21 protein-coding genes are annotated in these 19048 nt (G+C 75.6%); 12 read left to right on the top strand and 9 right to left on the bottom strand.

Annotation, left to right across the window (positions count from 1 at the left end; all coding sequences use genetic code 11):
• Positions 1-48: 48 nt before the first annotated feature.
• Positions 49-912: a DUF1684 domain-containing protein gene (locus ACI769_RS12440; RefSeq protein WP_021480896.1), complete on the top strand. Its 864-nt coding sequence runs from the start codon at positions 49-51 to the stop codon at positions 910-912.
• A gap of 81 nt (positions 913-993) precedes the next feature.
• Here the strand turns inward: ACI769_RS12440 and ACI769_RS12435 are convergent, their stop codons facing one another.
• Entirely contained in the window at positions 994-2130 is a 1137-nt protein-coding gene (locus ACI769_RS12435) for a hypothetical protein (RefSeq protein ID WP_157446624.1), read from the bottom strand.
• Positions 2131-2342: 212 nt separating this feature from the next.
• Between ACI769_RS12435 and ACI769_RS12430 the strand changes: the two genes are divergently transcribed.
• From ACI769_RS12430 to ACI769_RS12410, 5 genes are all read left to right on the top strand, one after another.
• Positions 2343-3731, top strand: a complete 1389-nt coding sequence (locus ACI769_RS12430; RefSeq protein WP_043659040.1) for an extracellular solute-binding protein — start codon at positions 2343-2345, stop codon at positions 3729-3731.
• A gap of 1 nt (position 3732) precedes the next feature.
• Positions 3733-4725 (top strand): carbohydrate ABC transporter permease, encoded by a 993-nt coding sequence (locus ACI769_RS12425; RefSeq protein WP_232322557.1) that lies wholly within the window; start codon positions 3733-3735, stop codon positions 4723-4725.
• Entirely contained in the window at positions 4722-5681 is a 960-nt protein-coding gene (locus ACI769_RS12420; RefSeq protein WP_085387839.1) for a carbohydrate ABC transporter permease, read from the top strand. Before ACI769_RS12425 ends, ACI769_RS12420 begins: the two co-directional genes overlap by 4 nt.
• 72 nt (positions 5682-5753) lie before the next feature.
• A complete protein-coding gene (locus ACI769_RS12415) occupies positions 5754-6947 on the top strand; it encodes a zinc-dependent alcohol dehydrogenase (protein ID WP_021482794.1) in 1194 nt (397 codons plus the stop codon).
• A complete protein-coding gene (locus ACI769_RS12410) occupies positions 6938-8536 on the top strand; it encodes a phytoene desaturase family protein (RefSeq protein ID WP_409141667.1) in 1599 nt (532 codons plus the stop codon). Before ACI769_RS12415 ends, ACI769_RS12410 begins: the two co-directional genes overlap by 10 nt.
• Before the next feature lie 32 nt (positions 8537-8568).
• Here the strand turns inward: ACI769_RS12410 and ACI769_RS12405 are convergent, their stop codons facing one another.
• Positions 8569-9006 carry an SRPBCC family protein gene (locus tag ACI769_RS12405; RefSeq protein ID WP_409141666.1) on the bottom strand — a complete coding sequence of 146 codons (438 nt, stop codon included), beginning with the start codon at positions 9004-9006 and terminating at the stop codon, positions 8569-8571.
• Positions 9007-9109: 103 nt separating this feature from the next.
• Here ACI769_RS12405 and ACI769_RS12400 point away from each other — a divergent pair, with 103 nt between their 5' ends.
• Genes ACI769_RS12400 through ACI769_RS12390 form a run of 3 tightly spaced genes read left to right on the top strand, consistent with a single transcriptional unit; the run spans position 9110 to position 11108 of the window.
• A complete protein-coding gene (locus tag ACI769_RS12400) occupies positions 9110-9820 on the top strand; it encodes an ANTAR domain-containing protein (RefSeq protein WP_409141665.1) in 711 nt (236 codons plus the stop codon).
• Entirely contained in the window at positions 9817-10299 is a 483-nt protein-coding gene (locus ACI769_RS12395; RefSeq protein ID WP_085387837.1) for a DUF2243 domain-containing protein, read from the top strand. Before ACI769_RS12400 ends, ACI769_RS12395 begins: the two co-directional genes overlap by 4 nt.
• Positions 10299-11108, top strand: a complete 810-nt coding sequence (locus ACI769_RS12390; RefSeq protein WP_409141664.1) for a cytochrome c oxidase assembly protein — start codon at positions 10299-10301, stop codon at positions 11106-11108. The genes ACI769_RS12395 and ACI769_RS12390 overlap by 1 nt, the downstream gene beginning before the upstream one ends.
• 12 nt (positions 11109-11120) lie before the next feature.
• Here ACI769_RS12390 and ACI769_RS12385 read toward each other — a convergent pair whose 3' ends face one another.
• Positions 11121-11555: a DUF6098 family protein gene (locus ACI769_RS12385; RefSeq protein WP_085387835.1), complete on the bottom strand. Its 435-nt coding sequence runs from the start codon at positions 11553-11555 to the stop codon at positions 11121-11123.
• Between the two features lie 223 nt (positions 11556-11778).
• Here ACI769_RS12385 and ACI769_RS12380 point away from each other — a divergent pair, with 223 nt between their 5' ends.
• Positions 11779-11958 (top strand): hypothetical protein, encoded by a 180-nt coding sequence (locus ACI769_RS12380; RefSeq protein WP_021482207.1) that lies wholly within the window; start codon positions 11779-11781, stop codon positions 11956-11958.
• A 62-nt stretch (positions 11959-12020) separates the two neighbouring features.
• Here ACI769_RS12380 and ACI769_RS12375 read toward each other — a convergent pair whose 3' ends face one another.
• The 3 genes from ACI769_RS12375 to ACI769_RS12365 are packed head-to-tail and all read right to left on the bottom strand — an operon-like array spanning position 12021 to position 14743.
• Positions 12021-13376 carry a cytochrome P450 gene (locus tag ACI769_RS12375; RefSeq protein ID WP_409141663.1) on the bottom strand — a complete coding sequence of 452 codons (1356 nt, stop codon included), beginning with the start codon at positions 13374-13376 and terminating at the stop codon, positions 12021-12023.
• Positions 13373-13846 carry a DUF4383 domain-containing protein gene (locus ACI769_RS12370; RefSeq protein WP_409141662.1) on the bottom strand — a complete coding sequence of 158 codons (474 nt, stop codon included), beginning with the start codon at positions 13844-13846 and terminating at the stop codon, positions 13373-13375. Before ACI769_RS12370 ends, ACI769_RS12375 begins: the two co-directional genes overlap by 4 nt.
• Before the next feature lie 15 nt (positions 13847-13861).
• A complete protein-coding gene (locus ACI769_RS12365) occupies positions 13862-14743 on the bottom strand; it encodes a manganese catalase family protein (RefSeq protein ID WP_076405000.1) in 882 nt (293 codons plus the stop codon).
• Positions 14744-15127: 384 nt separating this feature from the next.
• On the opposite strand from ACI769_RS12365, the gene ACI769_RS12360 reads away from it, so the two are divergent.
• Positions 15128-15724, top strand: coding sequence for a DUF2231 domain-containing protein (locus ACI769_RS12360; RefSeq protein WP_051876724.1), 597 nt, complete (start codon positions 15128-15130; stop codon positions 15722-15724).
• Positions 15721-16563: an SDR family NAD(P)-dependent oxidoreductase gene (locus ACI769_RS12355; protein ID WP_409141661.1), complete on the top strand. Its 843-nt coding sequence runs from the start codon at positions 15721-15723 to the stop codon at positions 16561-16563. The genes ACI769_RS12360 and ACI769_RS12355 overlap by 4 nt, the downstream gene beginning before the upstream one ends.
• On the opposite strand, the gene ACI769_RS12350 is transcribed toward ACI769_RS12355, so the two are convergent.
• The 3 genes from ACI769_RS12350 to ACI769_RS12340 are packed head-to-tail and all read right to left on the bottom strand — an operon-like array spanning position 16497 to position 18986.
• On the bottom strand, positions 16497-16790 hold the full coding sequence (locus tag ACI769_RS12350; protein WP_051028329.1) for a CDGSH iron-sulfur domain-containing protein: 294 nt from the start codon (positions 16788-16790) through the stop codon (positions 16497-16499). The genes ACI769_RS12355 and ACI769_RS12350 overlap by 67 nt on opposite strands.
• Positions 16787-17791, bottom strand: a complete 1005-nt coding sequence (locus ACI769_RS12345; RefSeq protein ID WP_409141660.1) for a glycosyltransferase — start codon at positions 17789-17791, stop codon at positions 16787-16789. Before ACI769_RS12345 ends, ACI769_RS12350 begins: the two co-directional genes overlap by 4 nt.
• Positions 17784-18986: an iron-containing redox enzyme family protein gene (locus ACI769_RS12340; protein WP_409141659.1), complete on the bottom strand. Its 1203-nt coding sequence runs from the start codon at positions 18984-18986 to the stop codon at positions 17784-17786. Before ACI769_RS12340 ends, ACI769_RS12345 begins: the two co-directional genes overlap by 8 nt.
• Positions 18987-19048 lie beyond the last annotated feature (62 nt).

The following is a 19048-nucleotide window of genomic DNA, read 5'->3' as shown; positions in this document are numbered from 1 at the left end:
CGACCTGTGACCTGACCCGTGACCCGAAACACCGACGAGAGGACCGACATGTCCGCAGTGAGCGCCGAGTACCGCCAGGAGTGGGAGCGGTGGCACCGCGCCCGGATCGACGAGCTGACGAGCCCGTACGGGTGGATGTCCATGGTCAGCCAGGACTGGCTGACGGGCGACGAGCCGCTGCAGGTCGAGGGCGTGCCCGGCACCTGGTCGGTCCAGGACGACGAGGTCGTGTACACGCCCGACGGCAGCGGGGAGACGGTCACGCTCGACGGCGCCCCCGTGACCTCACCGACGCCCGTGTCGACCGGCCACAAGTACTCCCTCGTGCCCGCGTTCTACGGCGACCTGCGCGTCGAGACCATCCGCCGCACCGACGCGACCGGCCGCCAGATCTTCGGCGTGCGCGTCCGCGACCCGCGCGAGGCGGCCCGCAAGCGCCTCGACGACATCGAGACGTTCCCGCTCGACGAGCGGTGGGTCCTCCCGGCGCGGTTCACGCGGACGGCCGAGCAGGCGTCGGACTACCCGACGGTCGAGCGCGGCGTGTTCGAGGAGCAGCGCGTGATCGGCACCGTGACGTTCACCCTGGACGGGACGGAGCACACGCTCCTCGTCGCCGGGCGCCCGGACGACGACACGGGCATCGAGCGCGGCAACGCGCACTTCACCGACACCACGAGCGGCAAGGAGACCTACGGCAACGGCCGGCTCGTGCGCGTCCCCGACACCGAGCGGGACGGCGACACCGTGGTCGACCTCAACCGCGCCTTCTCCTTCCCGTGCGCGTTCACGAACTTCGTCACGTGCCCGCTCGCCCCGGCGCAGAACCGGCTGCCGGTCGCGGTGACCGCGGGCGAGAAGAAGCCACCGCTCCAGATCGACCGCATCCAGACCTTCGCGCAGGCCTCCTGACCCGTCCGCGCGACGCCCCCGACGGCGGGCGACCGGCGCGTCCGGTCGCCCGCCGTCGTCGTCCCGGCGGCCTCCCCGGCGTCAGCCGGCCGTCAGCACCGCCACGCCGCGCCGCAGGGCGAGCACGACCGCGCCCGCGACGAAGTAGTCCTGGTCGTCCTCGCGGCGCGCCGCCCGGACGCCGTCGTGCAGCTCCTGCGTCCGCGCCGAGAGCTCGCGCAGCGCGTCCGCGTCGGCGGGCTCCGTGCCGACGGACCGCAGCGCACCGGCGTAGGCGTCCAGGGCGCGGGCCGCGAGCGGCCGCAGGCGGGCGCCGAGCGCGGGGTCGTCGCGGTCCTCGCGCTCCCACTCGACGAGCAGCCGGACGAGCGACTCGACGACGTCGGCCGACCCCTCGAGCTCCTGCGCGCGCCGCACCTGCGACGCGGCCCAGTCGCGGTGGCGACGCAGCCGGATGTTGGCGCGCGCGGCCTCCCGGGTCCGCGCGACGGCGTCGCGCGCGCGGGTGAGCGTCGGCTCCACCTCGCGCCGCCGCTCCTCCCACTCCTCCGCCGACGGCGGGCGCTCGCCCGCGAGACCGTCGCCGAGCGCCTCGACCTGGTCGACGAGCGTGTCGCGCAGCCCGTCGAGGGCTTCCTCGGTCGGGGTGAGGGGCAGCGGGGGCACGAGCAGGTTGATGACGACGCCGATTCCCGCACCCACGACCACGAGACCGGCGTACGCGCCGACGAACTCGACCTTCGCGTCGTTGCCGATGATGAGCACGAACAGGGCCGACGTGACCGCCCACGTGCCCATCTCGCCGAACCGCCGCCACCCCGCGCACAGGAGCGCGAGGCCCACGACGACCGCCACGGACAGCGCGCTCGGGGCGAGGACGACGTCGACGCCGCGGGCGATCGCCGCGCCGACGAGGATCGCGAGGATCGCCTGGGTCGACTCGCGGACGGAGCGCGCGAGCGTGCTCGTCGTCGCGACGACCGCGCCGAGCGGGGCGTAGTAGGGGTACTCGGAGAACGGGGCCGGGGCAAGGACCCCGACGTACCACGCGACGGCCGCGGCGAGCGCCCCCTTGACGGCCAACGACCACCGGGGGTGGCGCACCCACTGCCGCTGCGCGGCCGTGACCGCGCGGCGCGCCCGTGTCCCTGCCTCCACCACCCGGGGTGCCCGGGCCGCGGGCGGGGTCGGTCCCGTCCTGCTCTCGTCTCGTGCCACGGGACGAGGGTGCCCCGCCCGGCGGGAGCCCGCACGCGCGCCCCGCCGTCCACGCGCCGGGCGCCGGGCCCGAGCAGCGGTTCGAGGTGTGAGCGGGCAGAGCCGGTGCTTCACTGGCGGCGTCGGTGCAGAGAAACGCCGACGCCGTCGAGAACACGGTGGCGTCGCGCACCCCTGCCGTCCGCCCCGTGGCTCCCACGAGGAGGCAGATGATGGTCCGCCGACGCGGCGCGGCAGCCGCAGGAACGAGCATGGTGGTCGCGGCCCTGGCCCTGACGGGCTGTGCGCAGGGCACCGGTGACGACGGCTCGGACGTCGACTTCACGGCCGACGGGTCGCCGTCGGGCGAGCTCTCGGTCATGGGTTTCGGGACCGGCGACGAGATCGGCGAGGTCCGCTACGACCGCGCCGTCGAGGGCCTCGACGGCGTCGACGTGCGCCTCTCGGAGGGCGAGCTCGACATCCAGGCCTTCCTCTCGGCGGTCGCGTCGGGCAACCCGCCGGACGTGGTGTACGCGAACCGCGACCAGATCGGCACGTTCGCGTCGCGCGACGCGATCCTCCCGCTCGACGAGTGCGTCGCGGCCGAGGAGATCGACATGGACGCGTTCGTGGACACCGCCGTCGACCAGGTGACGTTCGACGGCAGCGTGTACGGGATCCCCGAGTTCAACCAGGTCCAGGTGACGATGGCGAACGCCGACCTGCTCTCCGCGGCCGGGCTCACCGTCGAGGACGTCAACGGCTCGGACCGCGAGGCCGTCACGGCGGCGAACGAGGCGCTCCTGCGCACCGACGGCGGGACGCTGAGCGTCATCGGGTTCGACTCGAAGCTGCCCGAATTCCTCCCGCTGTGGTCGAAGGCGGTCGGCGCCGACCTGCTCTCCGAGGACGGCCGCACCGCGCAGCTCGACGCCCCCGAGGTCGTCGAGTCGCTCGAGTGGGCGGTAGGGATCTACGACGCCCAGGGCGGCTTCCCGGCGGTCAAGACGTTCCGCGACTCCGCCGACTTCTTCGGCGCCGGGAACCAGTTCGCGACCGACGCGCTCGGCGCGATGCCGATGGAGCAGTGGTACATCAACGTGCTCAACGAGTCGTCGCCGGACGCCCCCATGGCGTTCGACGCCGTGCGCACGCCCGACGGCGACGCGATCGCGTTCGCGTCCGGCTCCGCCTGGGCGGTCCCGCGCGGGAGCGAGAACCCCGCGGCGGCGTGCCGGTTCGCGCGCCTCATGACGGAGACGGACGCCTGGGTCGAGGCGGCGCAGGCGCGCGCCGACGCGCGTGCGCAGGACGGCCTGGTCTTCACGGGCGTCCTCACCGGCAACGAGGAGGCGGACCAGCAGATCCGTGACGACCTCGTGCCCGACGACGCGCCCCAGCCGTGGCAGGACGCGATCGACGCGATGTACGAGGCGAACGACGCGACCTTCGCGCTCCCGGCGAACCCCGCGGACAACGAGTTCGAGACCGCGTGGCAAGACGCGGTGAACCGCGTGCTCAACGGCCAGCAGGAGCCGGCCGAGGCGCTCGCGCAGGCCCAGGACGAGGCGCAGAAGGCGCTCGACGACGCCTGGGCGCAGTGGGACGAGGAGGACTGAGGTGGCGGCAGCCGACGTCGCGCCGACCCTGCCGACCCCTCCCCCGGCGTCGGACGGCCACCGCACGGCGCCGGGCGGTCGCCGCCCGCGCCTGAGCGCGTCCGCGCGGCGGGAGCGCAACGCGGCGCTGCGCTTCATCAGCCCGTGGATCGTCGGGTTCCTCGTGTTCACGGCGTGGCCGATCCTCTACAGCGCCTACCTGTCGCTCACGGACTACGACGTCATCAACGACCCGACGTTCGTCGGTCTCGACAACTACCGGGAGATGGCGCAGGACCCGAAGGTCGCGCTGTCGCTGTGGAACACGCTCGTCTACACGGTGGTCCAGGTGCCCCTCTACACGGTCGTGGCGCTCGCGCTCGCTCTGCTCCTCAACCAGGCGGGCCGGTCGGCCGGCTTCTTCCGCACCGCGTTCTTCATCCCCAAGATGACGCCGCCGGTCGCCGTCGGCGTGCTGCTCCTGCTGCTGTTCAACGGCCAGTACGGCGTCGTCAACCAGGTGCTGTCCTGGTTCGGCGTCCAGGGGCCGTCGTGGACGACCGACCAGGCCTGGATCAAGCCAGGGCTCGTGCTCATCAGCCTCTGGACCGTCGGGTCGGCCGTGATCATCCTGCTCGCGGCCCTGCGCAACGTGCCGAACGACCTGTACGACGCCGCGCGCGTCGACGGGGCGGGGTTCTGGCGCCGGACGCGCGCCGTCACGGTGCCGATGATCAGCGGCGCGCTGTTCTTCGTCGTCGTCATCAACACGATCGCCGGGTTCCAGATGTTCACCGAGGCGTACTCGGCCTACTTCGGCGCCGGCAACTCCACCTACCGCAACGACGCCGCGCTGTTCTACGTGATCTACCTCTTCCAGGAGGGGTTCCAGGAGCTCCACATGGGGTACGCGTCGGCGCTCGCCTGGCTGCTGTTCGTCGTCATCATGCTCGTCACGCTCGTCCAGCTCGTCGTGTCCCGACGGCTCGTCTACTACGAGGGGGAGCAGCGATGACCACCGCACCCTCGTTCCCCCGCCCCGCCGTGAGCGGCCCGGGCGCCGCGCCGGACCCGGCCACGGGCGCGCCCGAGGCGCAAGGGCCGCCGCCCCCCGCCCGGACGCGCGGCGCCGGGCGCGGGCCGCGCCGCCGGTGGCTGCGCGCCGTCGTGCTCGCCGCGCTCGTGCTCGCCACGGTCGCGTTCGTGTACCCGCTGCTGTGGCTGCTCTCCGCGTCGTTCAAGCCTCGCGCCGAGGTGTTCGACAACCGGCTCGTGCCGCGCACGTTCACGCTCGACAACTACGTGACCGTCTGGCAGGAGGCGCCGCTCGCGCTGTGGCTCGGGAACACCGTCGTCGTCACCGTGCTCGCGGCGGGCCTCGTCACGGTGTCGAGCGCGCTGGTCGCGTGGGGCTTCGCGTTCTTCCGCTTCCGCGGCCGGGGCGCCCTGTTCGCGCTCGTGCTCGCGACCATGATGCTGCCGGGCGCCGTGACGATGATCCCCACGTTCCTCATCTGGAACCAGCTCGGGCTCGTGGGGACGAACGTGCCGCTGTGGGCGGGGAACCTGTTCGCGAGCGCGTTCTACGTGTTCCTGCTGCGGCAGTTCTTCCTCGGCCTGCCGCGCGAGCCGTTCGAGGCCGCGCGCCTCGACGGCGCGAACAACTGGCAGATGTTCTGGCGCATCGCGGTGCCGCTGTGCCGGCCCGCCCTCGTCCTGACGCTCCTCTTCGAGGCCCAGGCAGCCTGGACGGACCTCATGCGCCCGCTCATCTACCTGCAGGACTCGTCGACGTTCACCATCCCGCGCGGCCTCAAGGCGCTCATCGACCAGTTCGGCCCCGGCGGCGAGTCGCAGTGGGAGGTCGTCGTCACGGCCTCCGTCATCACGACCCTCCCGATGATCCTCCTTTTCTTCCTCGGCCAGCGGCACTTCGTCGAGGGGGTGGCGACGACGGGGAGCAAGGGCTGAGCCCGCCGTCCCCACCACGCACGCGCACCACGCACCACGCACACGCACCACCCACGGAAGGACGGCAGCACCATGCGAGCACTGACCTGGCAGGGACGCGAGAAGGTGAGCGTCGAGGACGTGCCCGACCCCCGGATCGAGCAGCCCACGGACGCGATCGTGCGCGTCACGTCGACCGCGATCTGCGGCTCCGACCTGCACCTGTACGGGGTGCTCGGGATGTTCCTCGACTCCGGCGACGTCCTGGGCCACGAGGCCATGGGCGTCGTCGAGGAGGTCGGGCCCGAGGCGGGGAACCTCCGGGTCGGCGACCGCGTCGTCGTCCCGTTCAACATCGCGTGCGGGCACTGCTGGATGTGCGAGCGCGGGCTGCAGACCCAGTGCGAGACGACGCAGGTCCGGTCGCAGGACAAGGGCGCCGCGCTCTTCGGGTACACCAAGCTCTACGGCCAGGTGCCCGGCGGGCAGGCCCAGTACCTGCGCGTGCCGCAGGCCCAGTACGGGCCGGTCGTCGTGCCCGACGACGGCTCCCCGGACGAGCGCTACCTCTACCTCTCCGACGTCGTGCCCACCGCGTGGCAGGCCGTCGAGTACGCCGACGTGCCGCCCGGCGGCACGGTCGTGGTGCTGGGGCTCGGCCCGATCGGGCAGATGTCCGCCCGGATCGCGCTGCACCGCGGCGCGTCCCGCGTCGTCGGGATCGAGCGCGTGCCGGAGCGGCGCGCGATGGCCGAGCGTCACGGCGTCGAGACCCTCGACCCGTCGGCGGTCGACGACCTCGTCGGCGCGGTGCGCGACCTCACGTCGGGCCGCGGTGCGGACTCCGTCATCGACGCCGTCGGGATGGAGGCGCACGGCTCCCCCGTCGCCGAGGCCACCCAGAAGGTCGTCGGCGTCCTGCCCGACGCGCTCGCCGCGCCCCTCACCGAGCGCGCCGCGACCGACCGCCTCGCGGCCCTCTACACCGCGATCGACCTCGTCCGCCGCGGCGGCACGATCTCGATCTCCGGCGTCTACGGCGGGGCGAAGGACCCGCTGCCCATGATGCAGCTCTTCGACAAGCAGGTGACCCTGCGCATGGGCCAGGCGAACGTGCGCCGCTGGACCGACGACGTCCTCCCCCTCGCCGCCGACGTCTCCGACCCGCTCGGCGTGCTGGATTTGCGCACGCACCGGCTGCCGCTCGAGTCGGCGCCCGACGCGTACCGCACGTTCCAGCGCAAGGAGGACGGCTGCATCAAGGTCGTGCTCGACCCGTGGGCCTGACCACCGTCGACGCCGTCGTGGTCGGGGCGGGGCCCAACGGCCTCGTCGCCGCGAACGCGCTCGCCGACGCCGGGTGGGACGTGCTCGTCCTCGAGGCGCAGGAGACGTACGGCGGCGCGGTCCGCTCCGCCGAGGTCGCGGCGCCGGGGTACGAGACGGACCTCTTCAGCGCGTTCTACCCGCTCGCCGCGGGGTCGCCCGTGATCCGGGGACTGCACCTCGAGGAGCACGGCCTCACGTGGTCCCGCGCCCCGGACGTCCTCGCGCACGCCCTCGACGACGGCGGTGCCGCCGTCCTGCGCGCCCGCGCCGAGGACACGGCCGCCGGGCTCGACGAGGTCGCACCCGGCGACGGCGACGCGTGGCTCGAGCTCGTGGCGGGCTGGGACCGCGTGCGCGACCCGCTCCTCGACGCGCTGTTCAGCCCGCTCCCGGCGGCCGGGCCGGTGCTGCGCGTGCTGCGCCGGCTCGGCGCGGCGGGCACGCTCGACCTGGCCCGGCTCGCCGTCCTGCCCGTGCGCCGCCTGGCCGACGAGACGTTCCGCGGCGAGGGGGGCGGCCTGCTGCTCACCGGCAACGCCATGCACGCCGACGTCCCGCCCGACGCCGCGGGCAGCGGCGTGTTCGGCTGGCTGCTCGCCATGCTCGGCCAGGACGTGGGCTTCCCCGTACCGACCGGGGGTGCCGGCCGGCTCCCCGACGCGCTCGTCTCCCGGCTGCGCGCCCGCGGGGGCGACGTCGTCACCGGCGCGCGGGTCGAGCGCGTGCACGTGGTGCGCGGTCGCGCGGTCGGCGTGAGCACGGCCGACGGGCGGCACGTGCGCGCCCGCCACGCCGTGCTCGCCGACGTCAGCGCGCCCGCGCTCTACCTCGACCTCGTCGGCGCCGACCGGCTCCCGGCGCGGCTCGTGCGCGACCTCGGCCGGTTCCAGTGGGACCACCCGACCGTGAAGGTGAGCTGGGCGCTCGACCGGCCCGTGCCGTGGACCGCGCCCGGGGCGCGCGGTGCGGGCACGGTGCACCTCGGCGTCGACCGGGCGGGGTTCGTCGACGTCGCGGCCTCGCTCTCGCGCGGCCACGTCCCCGAGCGGCCGTTCCTCGTCCTCGGGCAGATGACGACGTCGGACCCCACGCGGTCGCCCGCGGGCACGGAGTCGGCGTGGGCCTACACGCACGTGCCGCACGGCGTCCCGTGGACGCGCGAGCGCGTCACGGACGAGGTGCGCCGCGTGGAGGACGCGGTCGAGCGGGTCGCGCCCGGCTTCTCCGACACGGTCGTGGGTCGCTTCGTGCAGACCCCGGCCGACCTGGAGGCGGCCGACGCGAACCTCGCGGGCGGGGCGATCAACGGCGGCACGTCGGCCGTCCACCAGGAGCTCTTCCTGCGCCCGACGCCCGGCCTCGGCCGCCCCGAGACGCCCGTCGCGTCGCTCTACCTCGTGAGCGCGTCCGCCCATCCCGGCGGCGGGGTCCACGGGGCGTGCGGGTGGAACGCGGCGCGGGCCGCTCTCGCCGCCGCCGGACCGCGCGGGTCGCTGCGCCGCGCGCTCGTGCGCACCGCGTGGGCACGGCTGCTGCGCGACCCCTGACGCGGGGGCGCCGCGGGCACGGTGCTGCCGCGCTACGGGGTCCGGCGCTCCGCGAGGTACGCGAGCCGGCGCAGGGCCTCGACGTTCCGGGGGCCGATCACCGCGCTGCGCACCGGCCGGGGCACGAGCGTGCCCGGACCCTTCTCGGCGTCCTCCGTGATCAGCACGGTGCAGCCCTGCTCCGTCGGGCGCACCTCGATCCGCACGCGCGCCTCGCCCGCGGGCCAGCCGCGCGCCTGGAGGTCGATCCCCCGGTCCGGGTCCCAGGCGCGCACGACCGTCTCGTCGTCGAGCAGCGCGGGCCACAGCCCGACCGAGTGCAGGATCCGCGACCCGGGCGCGGGCCACGTGTCGTCGACGGCACGGATGCGTGCCGTCCCGACGACCCACGTCGAGTACGACCAGCCGTCCGCGAGGACGCCGAGCACCGCGTCGGAGGGGCATCGCACGGCCCGAGTGACGGTCACCATGAGGCGACGCTAGTCGCGCGCCCCGCACTGGCAACCGCTCGCGCACCCCGGCGCGAGTGCGCGCGAGCGGGAGGCACCCGCCGTAGCGTGAGGACCTGCCCGCGTGAGCGCGGGCGCCGACCTCCAGGAGGGCACGATGGGCATCGCCAGCTTCCCGCAGGAGCTCGCGGACCGGGCCGCGACGATCCTCGGCCACGGCCTCGAGGTCAGCGTGACGATGCGCCAGGCCGGCGTGAGCGTGCGCGCGGGCAGCAGCACCGACGCCGCGGCGCGCTGCGACCAGGCCGAGGCGCTCGACGACGCCGGCCCCTGCATCGACGCGATGGACGACGGCGGCTCCCGGCTCGTGCCGTCCGTCGAGGAGTCGGTCGGCTGGGAGCGCTGGGCACGACAGTGCGCCGAGGAGGGCTTCGTCTCCTCGGTCGCCGTCCCCGCGATCGTCACCGCGGACGTCGCCGTCGCGCTCAACCTGTACTCGCGCGCACCCGACCCGTGGACGCCGGAGCTCCTGACCGCCGCCGACGCGTACGCCCAGCTCGTGGCGTCCGCGGTCGGGCTGCGGCTCGAGCTGGCGGTGCTCGAGGACTCGACCGCGGGCTTCTACCGGGACATGTCCGACGCCGTCGCCACGGAGCGTGCCGTCGGCGCGATCATGCAGACGAACCAGTGCTCCGCCGACGAGGCCCGCCGCATCATCAACTCGGCGTCCCGGCACCGGAACGTGAGCCCGCGCGAGGTCGCCGAGTCCCTCCTTCGCGCGCTCGTCGTCGAGGACGCCCCGGACCCCGCCGACGACGACCCGGGCCGCTCGTGAACGGCCCGGCCGACGCGGCGCGCGCGCACGACCGCCGGACCGTCCTGTCGGGCGTCCTGTTCGGTGCCGGGATCGCGGCGTCGATCATCGACCTGTTCGTGTTCCACCTGGGCCTGCAGTGGCACCACTTCTACGACCTGTCGACGACCCAGGTGGCGCTCGCCGCCGACGGCGTCTTCCACGCGGTGGGCTGGTTCGTCACCGTCTGGGGGCTGTTCCTGCTCGCCGACGTGCGCCGCCGCACGGAGGTGTCGTGGTCGCGCTGGGTCGGGGCCGTGGTCGTCGGCGTCGGGGGCTTCCAGCTCCTGGACGGCGTCCTCAACCACAAGATCCTCGGGATCCACCAGATCCGGTACGGCGTCGACCTCCTGGTGTACGACGTCGTGTGGATCGGGACGGCGGTCGTCGCGCTCGTCGTCGGGCTGGTCGTCCTGCGCCGCGCGCGGCCCGCTCGTGCCGGCGCCGCCGGGACCGCGTGATGCCCCCGCACCATCACGTCGCGACCGGCGGGCCCGCCGTGCTGACGGTCGTCGCGGTCGTCGCGCTCGCCCTGGGCGCCGCCGCCTACGCCGCCGGGCTGCGGGCGGCCCGGTCGCGCAGCCCCTGGCCCGTGCGGCGCACGCTGTCCTGGTACGCGGGGCTCGCGTGCGCGGGCGTCGCGACCGTCGGGCCGCTCGCGGAGGCGTCGCGGTCGGGCTTCACGGCCCACATGGCCGGGCACGTCCTGCTGGGCATGCTGGCGCCGCTGCTCCTCGTGCTCGCCGCGCCCGTCTCGCTGTTCCTGCGCGCGCTGCCGCCCGCCCGGGCGCGTCGCGTCAGCGCGGTGCTGCGCTCCCCCGTGCCGCGCGTCGTCGGCCACCCCGTGGTCGCGGGCCTCCTCGACGCGGGCGGGCTCTGGCTCCTGTACACGACAGGGCTGTTCCACCTCGCCCACTCCTCCGCCGTCGTGGGCGTGGTCGTGCACGCGCACGTCCTGCTCGCGGGCTGGTTGTTCACCGCGTCGCTCGTCGGACCGGACCCGCACCCGTCCCGCGCGTCCTTCCGGGTGCGCGCGGGGGTGCTCGTCGCCTTCGTCGCCGCGCACTCCGTGCTCGCGAAGTGGCTCTACGCCCACCCGCCGGCGGGCGTCTCCCCCGCCGACGCGCGCACGGGCGCGCAGCTCATGTACTACGCGGGCGACGTCGTGGACGTCACGCTCATGGTGCTCCTCGTGGCCGGGTGGTACGCGGCGACGCGGCCCCGGGAGATCCCGGCCGCGCGCGTGCGCACGCGACCCGGGCTCGCGTGACGGCGCCGCTCCTCACGTGCCGTCGTCGCCCGCGTCGAACGCCTCCCGGTAGAGCCGGCCCGCCTCCTCGACGACCCGCGGGTCGAGCGACGCGGCCGGCACGACGTCCACGAGGAGCGGCTCGCTGTCCGGGCCGCGCCCGGCGACCTCGCCCGTGAGGAGCCACGGGAAGCGCTCCGGCGTCATGAGGTGCGCGTACTGGCAGAGCTGGCGTGCCACCCAGTGCTCCACCGGGCGGTCCCACCACGGCTCGGGCGTCAGCGGGTTGACGCTGAGACCGGGCAGCAGGCACCCGCTCTCGTGGTCGCGGCTCACGCTCTCGGCGTCCTGCTCCGGACCGCCGCTGAACCGCACGTAGAGGGGGCGCACCACCTCCACGAGCCCGGCGACCTCCGCGAGGCTCCGCAGGCGGGGCAGCGTGTCGAGCATGCTGGGCGCGTCGGGCATCGGGACCTCCTGGACTGGCGTCGCTGCGTGCCGGCGGGGCCCCTTCTCGACTCTCCGTGACGGACGGGACCTGCCGGTCACGCCCGCCGTCCCCAGGCTACGAGCGGGTCCGCGGCCAGGCATCCCCAGCCCTGCGAGCGCCGGGAGGTCGTGCGACGGTGGCAGGACGCGCCGCCCGTCCGGGGCGCGAGACCAGCACGAGAGCCCGACCGAGGAGGCCGACATGAGCGAGAACGACGAGCGCGGCTACGACCCCGCCGAGGACCCGGACGCCGACCCGCGGTCGCTCAACCCCCGCGAGGGGCGGCAGGCGAGCGGCTCGGGGTCGGAGGACACGGACCCGGACGCCGAGCCGGGGAACGTCAACCCGCGCACCGGCGGGGAGGCGTCCGGCGACGCCTGACGCACGGCAGCACGAGGGCCCGGGTGCGGCGCACCCGGGCCCTCGTGCTGTCCGGGCGGTGCCTAGGCGGCCGCGCTCGTGGCGAGCCCGCCCTCCCGGCGGGCCGTCTCGCCGCGCAGCCCGAACCGCAGGCCGAGGTGGTCCATCGTCGGCGGGAGCGGGTCCCGGGCGAGGTAGCGGCCGCGCGCGACGGCCAGGTCGAGGCGCGCGACGCGCGCGAGCGTGTGCGACGCCAGGAGCAGCACGACGTTGCGGCCGGGGCACGACACGGGACCGCCGCTGAACGGGACGAGGCCCCAGTCGGCGTCGGCCCGGCCGTCGAGCCACGCCTCGGGCGTGAACGCGTCGGCGAACGGCAGGCGGTCCGCGTCCCGGTGGAAGAACGCGCTGAGCACGACGAACCCGGTGCCCGCCGGGAAGGTGCGCGCGCCCCAGCGCACGGGGGCCGTCGCGTCGCGCAGGATCGCGAGCGTGGTCGGCCACAGCCGGACGGACTCGAGCACGCACCCGCGGGCGTACGGGAGGACGGCCGGACCGTCCCCGGCGGTCGCCGGCTCTGCGAGCAGCCGGTCGCGCACGGCGGGCCGCGCCGCGGCGACCGCGAGCGCGCGGAACGTCGCGGCGCCTGCCGCGTCGAACGCGAAGAGCCAGTGCGGGATCTGCCGACGCACGGCGTCCGCCCCGCCGGTGTCGCGGCCGCGCGCCGCGAGGGTCCCCGGCTCGGCGACGGCGACGTGCTCGGCGATCCGCCGTTCCAGGGCGGCGCGGAGCCAGGGTCGGCGCGGCCGGAACCACGACCAGTTCCCGTCGCGCCGCAGCGCGTCGAGGATCGCGACGAGTCGCTCGTCGTCGCGCGCCGCCCGGCCGAGGACGACCGTCCGCACGGTGCGCCACCACGACGCGGCGAACGTGTCCCAGTCCAGCCGGCCCGACGCCTCGACGGTCGCGACGAGCGCGCGGGTCTCGCGCTCGACCGCGGCGACGAACGCGTCCCCGTCGCGGTGCACGGGCTCGGACATGTCGAGCACCGCCTCGTTGTACGGGCGGCGCACCAGCCGGTCCGGGAGCGGCGAGATCAGCACGCCGTCCGGCTGGAAGTGGGCGAGCGCGCCCCGCTTCTCCCAGGACGCCGGCGTGAAGGGCTCGGGCGACCCCGCCAGGATGCGCTCGACGTGCTCGGGCCGCGTGGCGAGCACGAGCCGCCGGCCCCCGAGGCGCACGACGAGCGGGGCGCCGTCGTACCGGGCACGCAGCCGCTCGAGCACCCGGCGCGACGTGCGGTCGACCTGGCGTCGCTCCGCCCAGGCGGTCGCGCGGGGACGCCGCACGATGGCGCCCTGGGCGACGAGCGGACCGAGCACGTCCTGCAGGACGCGCCCGGTCTCGCTCGCCGTCAGGTCGACCGGGGTGTCGGTCACGCGGCCGTCCTCGTGGTCGGCGTCGCGGGACCGGTCTCCCGGCGCGCCGGCCACAGCGCGATGGCGAGGCCTGCGGCCGCGCTCACCGCGTGCAGCACGTTGTCCGCACCGTTGATGTTGAGGACGTTCGCCTCCGGGTCGTTCACGACGACCAGCCCGTAGACGAACGCGGCCCCGTAGCCGATGGCGAGGATCCAGCCGTACGTCCGGGCGCTCGACGACCGGCTCCACAGCAGCACGCCGAGGAAGCCGATGACGAGGTGGACGACGTTGTGCAGCGGGTTGATCGCGAAGACCAGCAGGGTCTGCGAGTGGTCGTGCACGGTCCACCCGTCGAACCCCGTGACGGCGAACCCGACGACGCCCACCAGCAGGTAGACGATCCCGATGACGAGCGCCAGGTACTGGTGCACGCCCCGCGCCGGGCGGTCGGCCCGCGCGGCGTCCCGTGGTGCGGATGCGGCGGTCATGTCGGTCTCCCCCTCTCAGTCCTTGTGCAGGGCGTCCTTGACGGCACCCTTCGCCTTCTCGAGCGTCGAGGGCTTCCCGGTCGTGCCGTGGAAGCGCTCGTCCGGCGTCGTGGGCGGCGGCATCGGGACGCCCGCGGGCGGCTCGGCGACGTACGTGAACTCGCCCTTGCCGTCGGGGGTCGGGCCGCTCGCCCAGCGCCCCTCGGACGCGTGCTCGCCGTCGGAGAAGTTGATGTACTGGTAGGACACGTCGCGGTCCTCCTTCGACAGCGGGAACGTGCTGGGCACCGGCAGCTCCTCGACGCCCTCGTCACGCAGCTCCTGCGCCGCCGCGAGCCACTGGTTCTGGTGCATCGTGTCGCGCGCGAGCAGGAACGCCAGCAGGTCCTTCACCCCCGCGTCGTCGGTCATGTGGTAGAGCCGCGCCACCTGCACGCGGCCCTGCATCTCGGCGTTGGCGTTGGCCGTGAAGTCGGCGAGCAGGTTCCCGCTCGCGGTCACGTACCCGGCCGACCAGGGGTTGCCGTTCGAGTCGACCGGCCGTGCACCGGCCCCCGCGACGATCGCGTGCTGCGGGTCCGTGCCGCCGATGATCGCCGCCACGGTCGGGTCGTTCTGGACCGCTCCCTCGACGGCGCCGACGGGCGCCTTCTCGAGGAGCTGCGCGATCATCGTCGCGAGCATCTCGACGTGCCCGAACTCCTCGGCACCGATGCCGTAGAGCAGGTCGCGGTACTTGCCGGGGATGTGGGCGTTCCAGGACTGGAAGCCGTACTGCATGGCCACGGTGATCTCGCCGTACTGCCCGCCCAGCACCTCCTGGAGCTTGCGGGCGTAGACCGCGTCCGGGCGGTCCGGCGTGGCCTGGTGCTGGAGCTCTTGACGGTGGAAGAACATGTTCTCTCCCTCGGGAGGTCGCCTCCCCGCACGAGCGTGCGCGGAGGACCACGGCACGCGCCCCGTTCTCGACGCGTCGAGCGTCCTCCCACCCTGTGGCCGTCCGCCGCCGGTCGCATCTGGGGGCCGCCGAGACGCGACACGCCGGATTTCACCCCCGGCGGGGAACGCCGCCGCGGGAGCCGAGCCCCTAGCGTGGTGCCCGTCGCGGGGCAGCCGGTGAAGAAGACCGCCGCACGCCTGCCCCGCGGCGAACCGCCCTCGTCCGGGCCCGCCGGGACGAGGGCGACGTGCGTCCGGGCCCACGCGCGCGAGCGCACGCGAACGTGCCTACGGTCGACGCAGCTTCGAGAACGGGAGCTCGACGAGACCTGAGGAGCCACCATGCCCGACGCCCCCGGCACCGCCGTCCACGACGACTCCCCCGTCCTCCTGCGCCTCGCCCGGCGGCTCGAGGACTCCCCCGCGCTCGACGGGCTCTCCGGCACCGTGCGCGGCGTCGCGCTCGCACTCGTCCCCTCGCACGGGCGGCTGCGCGAGGAGCTGCACGGCCGCTCGCTCGGCCACGCCCTGCACGCGACCCTCACCGACGTGCCCGTCGGTCTCTGGACGAGCGCCGCCGTGCTCGACCTCGTCGGGGGCGAGCGCAGCGCGCCCGCGGCGCAGCGTCTCGTCGGGCTCGGCGTGCTCGCGGTCGCGCCGACCGCGCTCACGGGCCTCGCCGACTACCTCGACGTCGACCGCCGCGCGCGCCGCGTCGGCGCGGTCCATGCCGCGCTCAACTCCGGCGTCTCGCTGCTCTACGGCGCGTCGTGGCTGCTGCGCCGCGGCGGCCGGCGCCGGTCGGGCGTCGCGGTGTCGCTCGTCGCCTACGGGCTCGCCGGGGCGAGCGCGTTCCTCGGCGGCCACCTGGCCCAGGCGCTGCGCGAGCCGCCCGCCGAGGTCGCGCTCGGCGACGACGACGTCCCGGACCTCCCGTGACGCCGCGTCCCCCGGCGGTCGTGCGGGACCGCGCGAACGCGCTCGTGACGGGTGCGACGAGCGGCATCGGCCGCGCGCTCGCGCACGAGCTCGCCCGGCGGGGCCACGACGTCCTGGTCGTGGCCGACCGCGACGTCGACGTCACCGTGCGCGAGCTGGCCGCGCACGGCGGGACGCACGAGGGCCTCACGGTCGACCTCACGACGCCGCGCGGCGTCGAGGCCACCGCCCGGCGGGCGCGCGAGCTCGGCGTCTCGACCGTCGTCCTCAACGCGGGCGTCGGGGTGCACGGCGCGTACGCGCGCACCCCGCTCGAGGCGCAGCTGCGGCTCGTGGACCTCAACGTGCGCTCGGTCGCGCACCTGACGCACCTGCTGCTGCCCGACCTCCTCGCCGAGGGGCACGGGCGGCTGCTCGTCACGGCGTCCGTCGCCGGCGAGATGCCGGCGCCGCACTTCGCGACCTACGCGGCGTCGAAGGCGTTCCTGCGGTCGTTCGCGTGGTCGTTGCGCGGCGAGCTCGCCGGCACGGGCGTGACGGTCACCGCGCTCCTGCCCGGGCCCACCCGGACGCCGTTCTTCCGGGAGGCCGGCATGGAGCGCACGCACGTGGGGCGCCTGCCGAAGCCGAGCGCCGCCGCCGTGGCACGGCAGGCCGTGGACGCGCTCGTCCACGGCCGGCCCGAGGTCGTCCACGGTCTCCAGGGCAAGGCCATGCTGGCGGTCGCCCGCGTCCTGCCCCAGCCGGCGCGCGCCGCGTTCCACGGCTGGTTCTACGCGCCCGTCCCGCCGTCGCTGGCGGTCCCGCGCGCCCCGTCGTCGGGCTCGCCGCTGCGGTAGCCGTTCACCTTGTGCGTCCCGTCGCACCACGGGGGGATGGCCGTGCCGCCGCAGCGGCACAGGGCGACCGTCGCGCGGTGCCGCTCGATCTCACGACCCTGCTGGTCGACGAGCCGCGCGGGACCGCGCACGAGGAGCGGCCCGTCCGGGCACGCCGTGACGGTGACCTCCTCCGCCCGCGACCCCGCCCGGGACTCCTCGCGCGACGCACCCCCGGCGCCCGTCATGCGGCCACCGCCCGCGTCGTCGCGCCGCGCAGCGCGGCCGTCGGGTGCGCGGCCCGGCGGATCCGCGTGCCGGCGTACGGCACGCCGCCGTGCGCACGCCAGGCGACCGCGACCCACACGCACACCGCCCGCTCGACCAACCACGCGGGGGCCCACAGCGCCGACGACGCGGGCCACGCCGCGGTGCCCCCGGCACGCCGTCGTCCCGCCTCGGCGAGCGCGACGACGCCCGCGAGCAGCGCCACCAGCGTCCCCAGCCACGCCGCGCGCACCGCCCCGCGGCACCGCACCGCACCCGCGACGCACGCGCCGAGGACCGGGGCGAGCGCGAGCTCCGCGACGAGCCGCACGGGCTGGGCCAACGAGTCGTACGCCTGGCGCACGCGCTGCTCGACGAACTTCCGCGTCGGGGGCGGGCGCCGGACCACGAGCAGGTCGGGACGGTGCGCGACCGTCCCGCCGCGGGCGCGCACGGTGCGCTCCAGCTCGAGGTTCTCGAACAGCACGCGGGCGTCGTACCCGGCGGGGCCGAGCGCGTCGCGCCGCAGCACCACCGTGCCGGCCCAGTCGTGACCGAGCGCGCGGTTCACGAGCGAGCGCGCGGTGTCCCAGCGCGCGTGCCACGGCAGCGGGTCGAACACGTTCTGCGGCACGACGGCGTCGGCGTCGTCGAGCGCCGCGAGCGCCCGGTCGAGCGTCGCGGCGTCCCAGCGCACGTCGTCGTCCGCCACCACGACGCGCGGTGCGGTCGTCGCGGCCAGGGCGGCGAGGACGCCGACCACCTTCCCGTTGCAGCCCGGGGGCGGCGGGCCGACGGCGACGGTGCGCGCCGCGCCGCCCCACGCGGCGGCGTGGCGCTCGCGGACGGGACCGGGCGACCCGTCCGCCACGACGACCTCGACGTGGCGCGCGAGGTCGTGCAGGTACGCGGACAGCTCGGCCGTCGCCGGCTCGTCGGGCTGCTCGCGGCGCAGCGGCAGCACGTAGGTCACGTCAGCCACGCGGCGCGTCGCCCTCCTGCGCCGCGGCGGGGCCGGTGCCCGGCTGCGGCTCGACGGCGGGTGCGAGCGGCTCGCGCAGCGCCGACGCGCCCTGCTGCCAGCGCTCGAGCGCGTGGGCGGCCACGTCGCCCTCCACGGCCAGGCACGCGGCCGCGCCGAGCAGGACGTCGTCGCGCAGCGCGGGCTCCTGCTCGACGAGGCGCCCCGCGAGGTCGCGCGCCGCGATCTGCTCGTGCACCGCGTCCGCCTCGACGTGCTCGTCGAAGTACCAGGTGGTGTCCGCGTCGTGCCCGAGGCGGCGGAAGCCGTTGCCGTACAGGCGGCTCGGCACCGACGACGTCATCTCGAACGCGGCGAGGTGGCCGACGATCGCGCCCCGCAGGCGCCGGTGCAGGCCGAAGAGCGACATCGTGTTCAGGGCCGCGAGCACGACCGCGGGCACGGCGTCGACGTAGCGGCCGTACGTGTCGTCGAGCCCGACGCCGCGCATCGCCTGCGCGAACAGCTCGGCGTGCATGCGGCCGGGCCGACCGCCGCCGTACTCGTCCGCCTGGATCTCCACGAGCGCCGCCTTCGGCACGCCCGCGAGCCGCGGGACCGCCCACGTGTGCGGGTCGGCCTCCTTGAGCTGGTAGAGGGACTTCAGCGCGAGGAGCTCGCGCGCCTGCCCGGCGTCGGCGCGCTTGGCGACGTACCGCGACAGGCTCGGGCCGTCGTCGGCCGCCGCGAGCTCGAACAGCCGTCGCGCGACGCCCGCCGCGTCGGTCGCGTCGCACGCCGGCTGACCCGCGCGCTCGCGCACCGCGGCCTCGAACGGGGCCTCCAGACGTGCCCGCACAGCGAGCAGCGCCGGGTCCCACTCCCAGTCGTCGTCGACGCCCTCGACCCCGCGGTAGTGGAGCTCGTAGAGGAGGGTGAGCGTGAGCTGGACGTCCTCGTCGCGCAGGATCGTCCCGGCCGCCGCGTCGAGCGCCGGCCCGACGGCGTCCTCGACCGGGCGCAGGCGGTCGGCCGCACCCGGGGGCTCGACGAGCGCGGCGAGGAGCGCGGCGCTCAGCGGGCCCCGCGGACGGGGCCGCGGCAGGCGGCCCGACCCCGGTGCCGGCGAGGCTCCGGGCGGGGGCTCGTCCGCCGGACCGGTCGTGGTCGCCGACCCGGCGGTGGGGACGTGGGCGGGGAGGGCGGTGGAGGTCATCACGGGTTCCTGACGCTCGCGCGGACGGCGCCCCTGCTCGACGCCACCGCCATGCTCCCCAC

Source organism: Cellulosimicrobium sp. RS (assembly GCF_046159675.1).
GTDB classification, from domain to species: domain Bacteria; phylum Actinomycetota; class Actinomycetes; order Actinomycetales; family Cellulomonadaceae; genus Cellulosimicrobium; species Cellulosimicrobium funkei.
The sequence above is the reverse complement of the archived record's forward strand: the minus strand, read 5'-3'. Positions and strand labels throughout refer to the sequence as shown.

Bases quoted from the DNA above. Each gene is read 5' to 3' on its own strand.
- ACI769_RS12440 (WP_021480896.1), top strand. From the start codon at position 49: ATGTCCGCAGTGAGCGCCGAGTACCGCCAGGAGTGGGAGCGGTGGCAC.
- ACI769_RS12430 (WP_043659040.1), top strand. From the start codon at position 2,343: ATGGTCCGCCGACGCGGCGCGGCAGCCGCAGGAACGAGCATGGTGGTC.
- ACI769_RS12420 (WP_085387839.1), top strand. From the start codon at position 4,722: ATGACCACCGCACCCTCGTTCCCCCGCCCCGCCGTGAGCGGCCCGGGC.
- ACI769_RS12415 (WP_021482794.1), top strand. From the start codon at position 5,754: ATGCGAGCACTGACCTGGCAGGGACGCGAGAAGGTGAGCGTCGAGGAC.
- ACI769_RS12405 (WP_409141666.1), bottom strand. From the start codon at position 9,006: ATGGTGACCGTCACTCGGGCCGTGCGATGCCCCTCCGACGCGGTGCTC.
- ACI769_RS12390 (WP_409141664.1), top strand. From the start codon at position 10,299: ATGCCCCCGCACCATCACGTCGCGACCGGCGGGCCCGCCGTGCTGACG.
- ACI769_RS12385 (WP_085387835.1), bottom strand. From the start codon at position 11,555: ATGCCCGACGCGCCCAGCATGCTCGACACGCTGCCCCGCCTGCGGAGC.
- ACI769_RS12380 (WP_021482207.1), top strand. From the start codon at position 11,779: ATGAGCGAGAACGACGAGCGCGGCTACGACCCCGCCGAGGACCCGGAC.
- ACI769_RS12370 (WP_409141662.1), bottom strand. From the start codon at position 13,846: ATGACCGCCGCATCCGCACCACGGGACGCCGCGCGGGCCGACCGCCCG.
- ACI769_RS12365 (WP_076405000.1), bottom strand. From the start codon at position 14,743: ATGTTCTTCCACCGTCAAGAGCTCCAGCACCAGGCCACGCCGGACCGC.
- ACI769_RS12360 (WP_051876724.1), top strand. From the start codon at position 15,128: ATGCCCGACGCCCCCGGCACCGCCGTCCACGACGACTCCCCCGTCCTC.
- ACI769_RS12350 (WP_051028329.1), bottom strand. From the start codon at position 16,790: ATGACGGGCGCCGGGGGTGCGTCGCGCGAGGAGTCCCGGGCGGGGTCG.
- ACI769_RS12340 (WP_409141659.1), bottom strand. From the start codon at position 18,986: ATGACCTCCACCGCCCTCCCCGCCCACGTCCCCACCGCCGGGTCGGCG.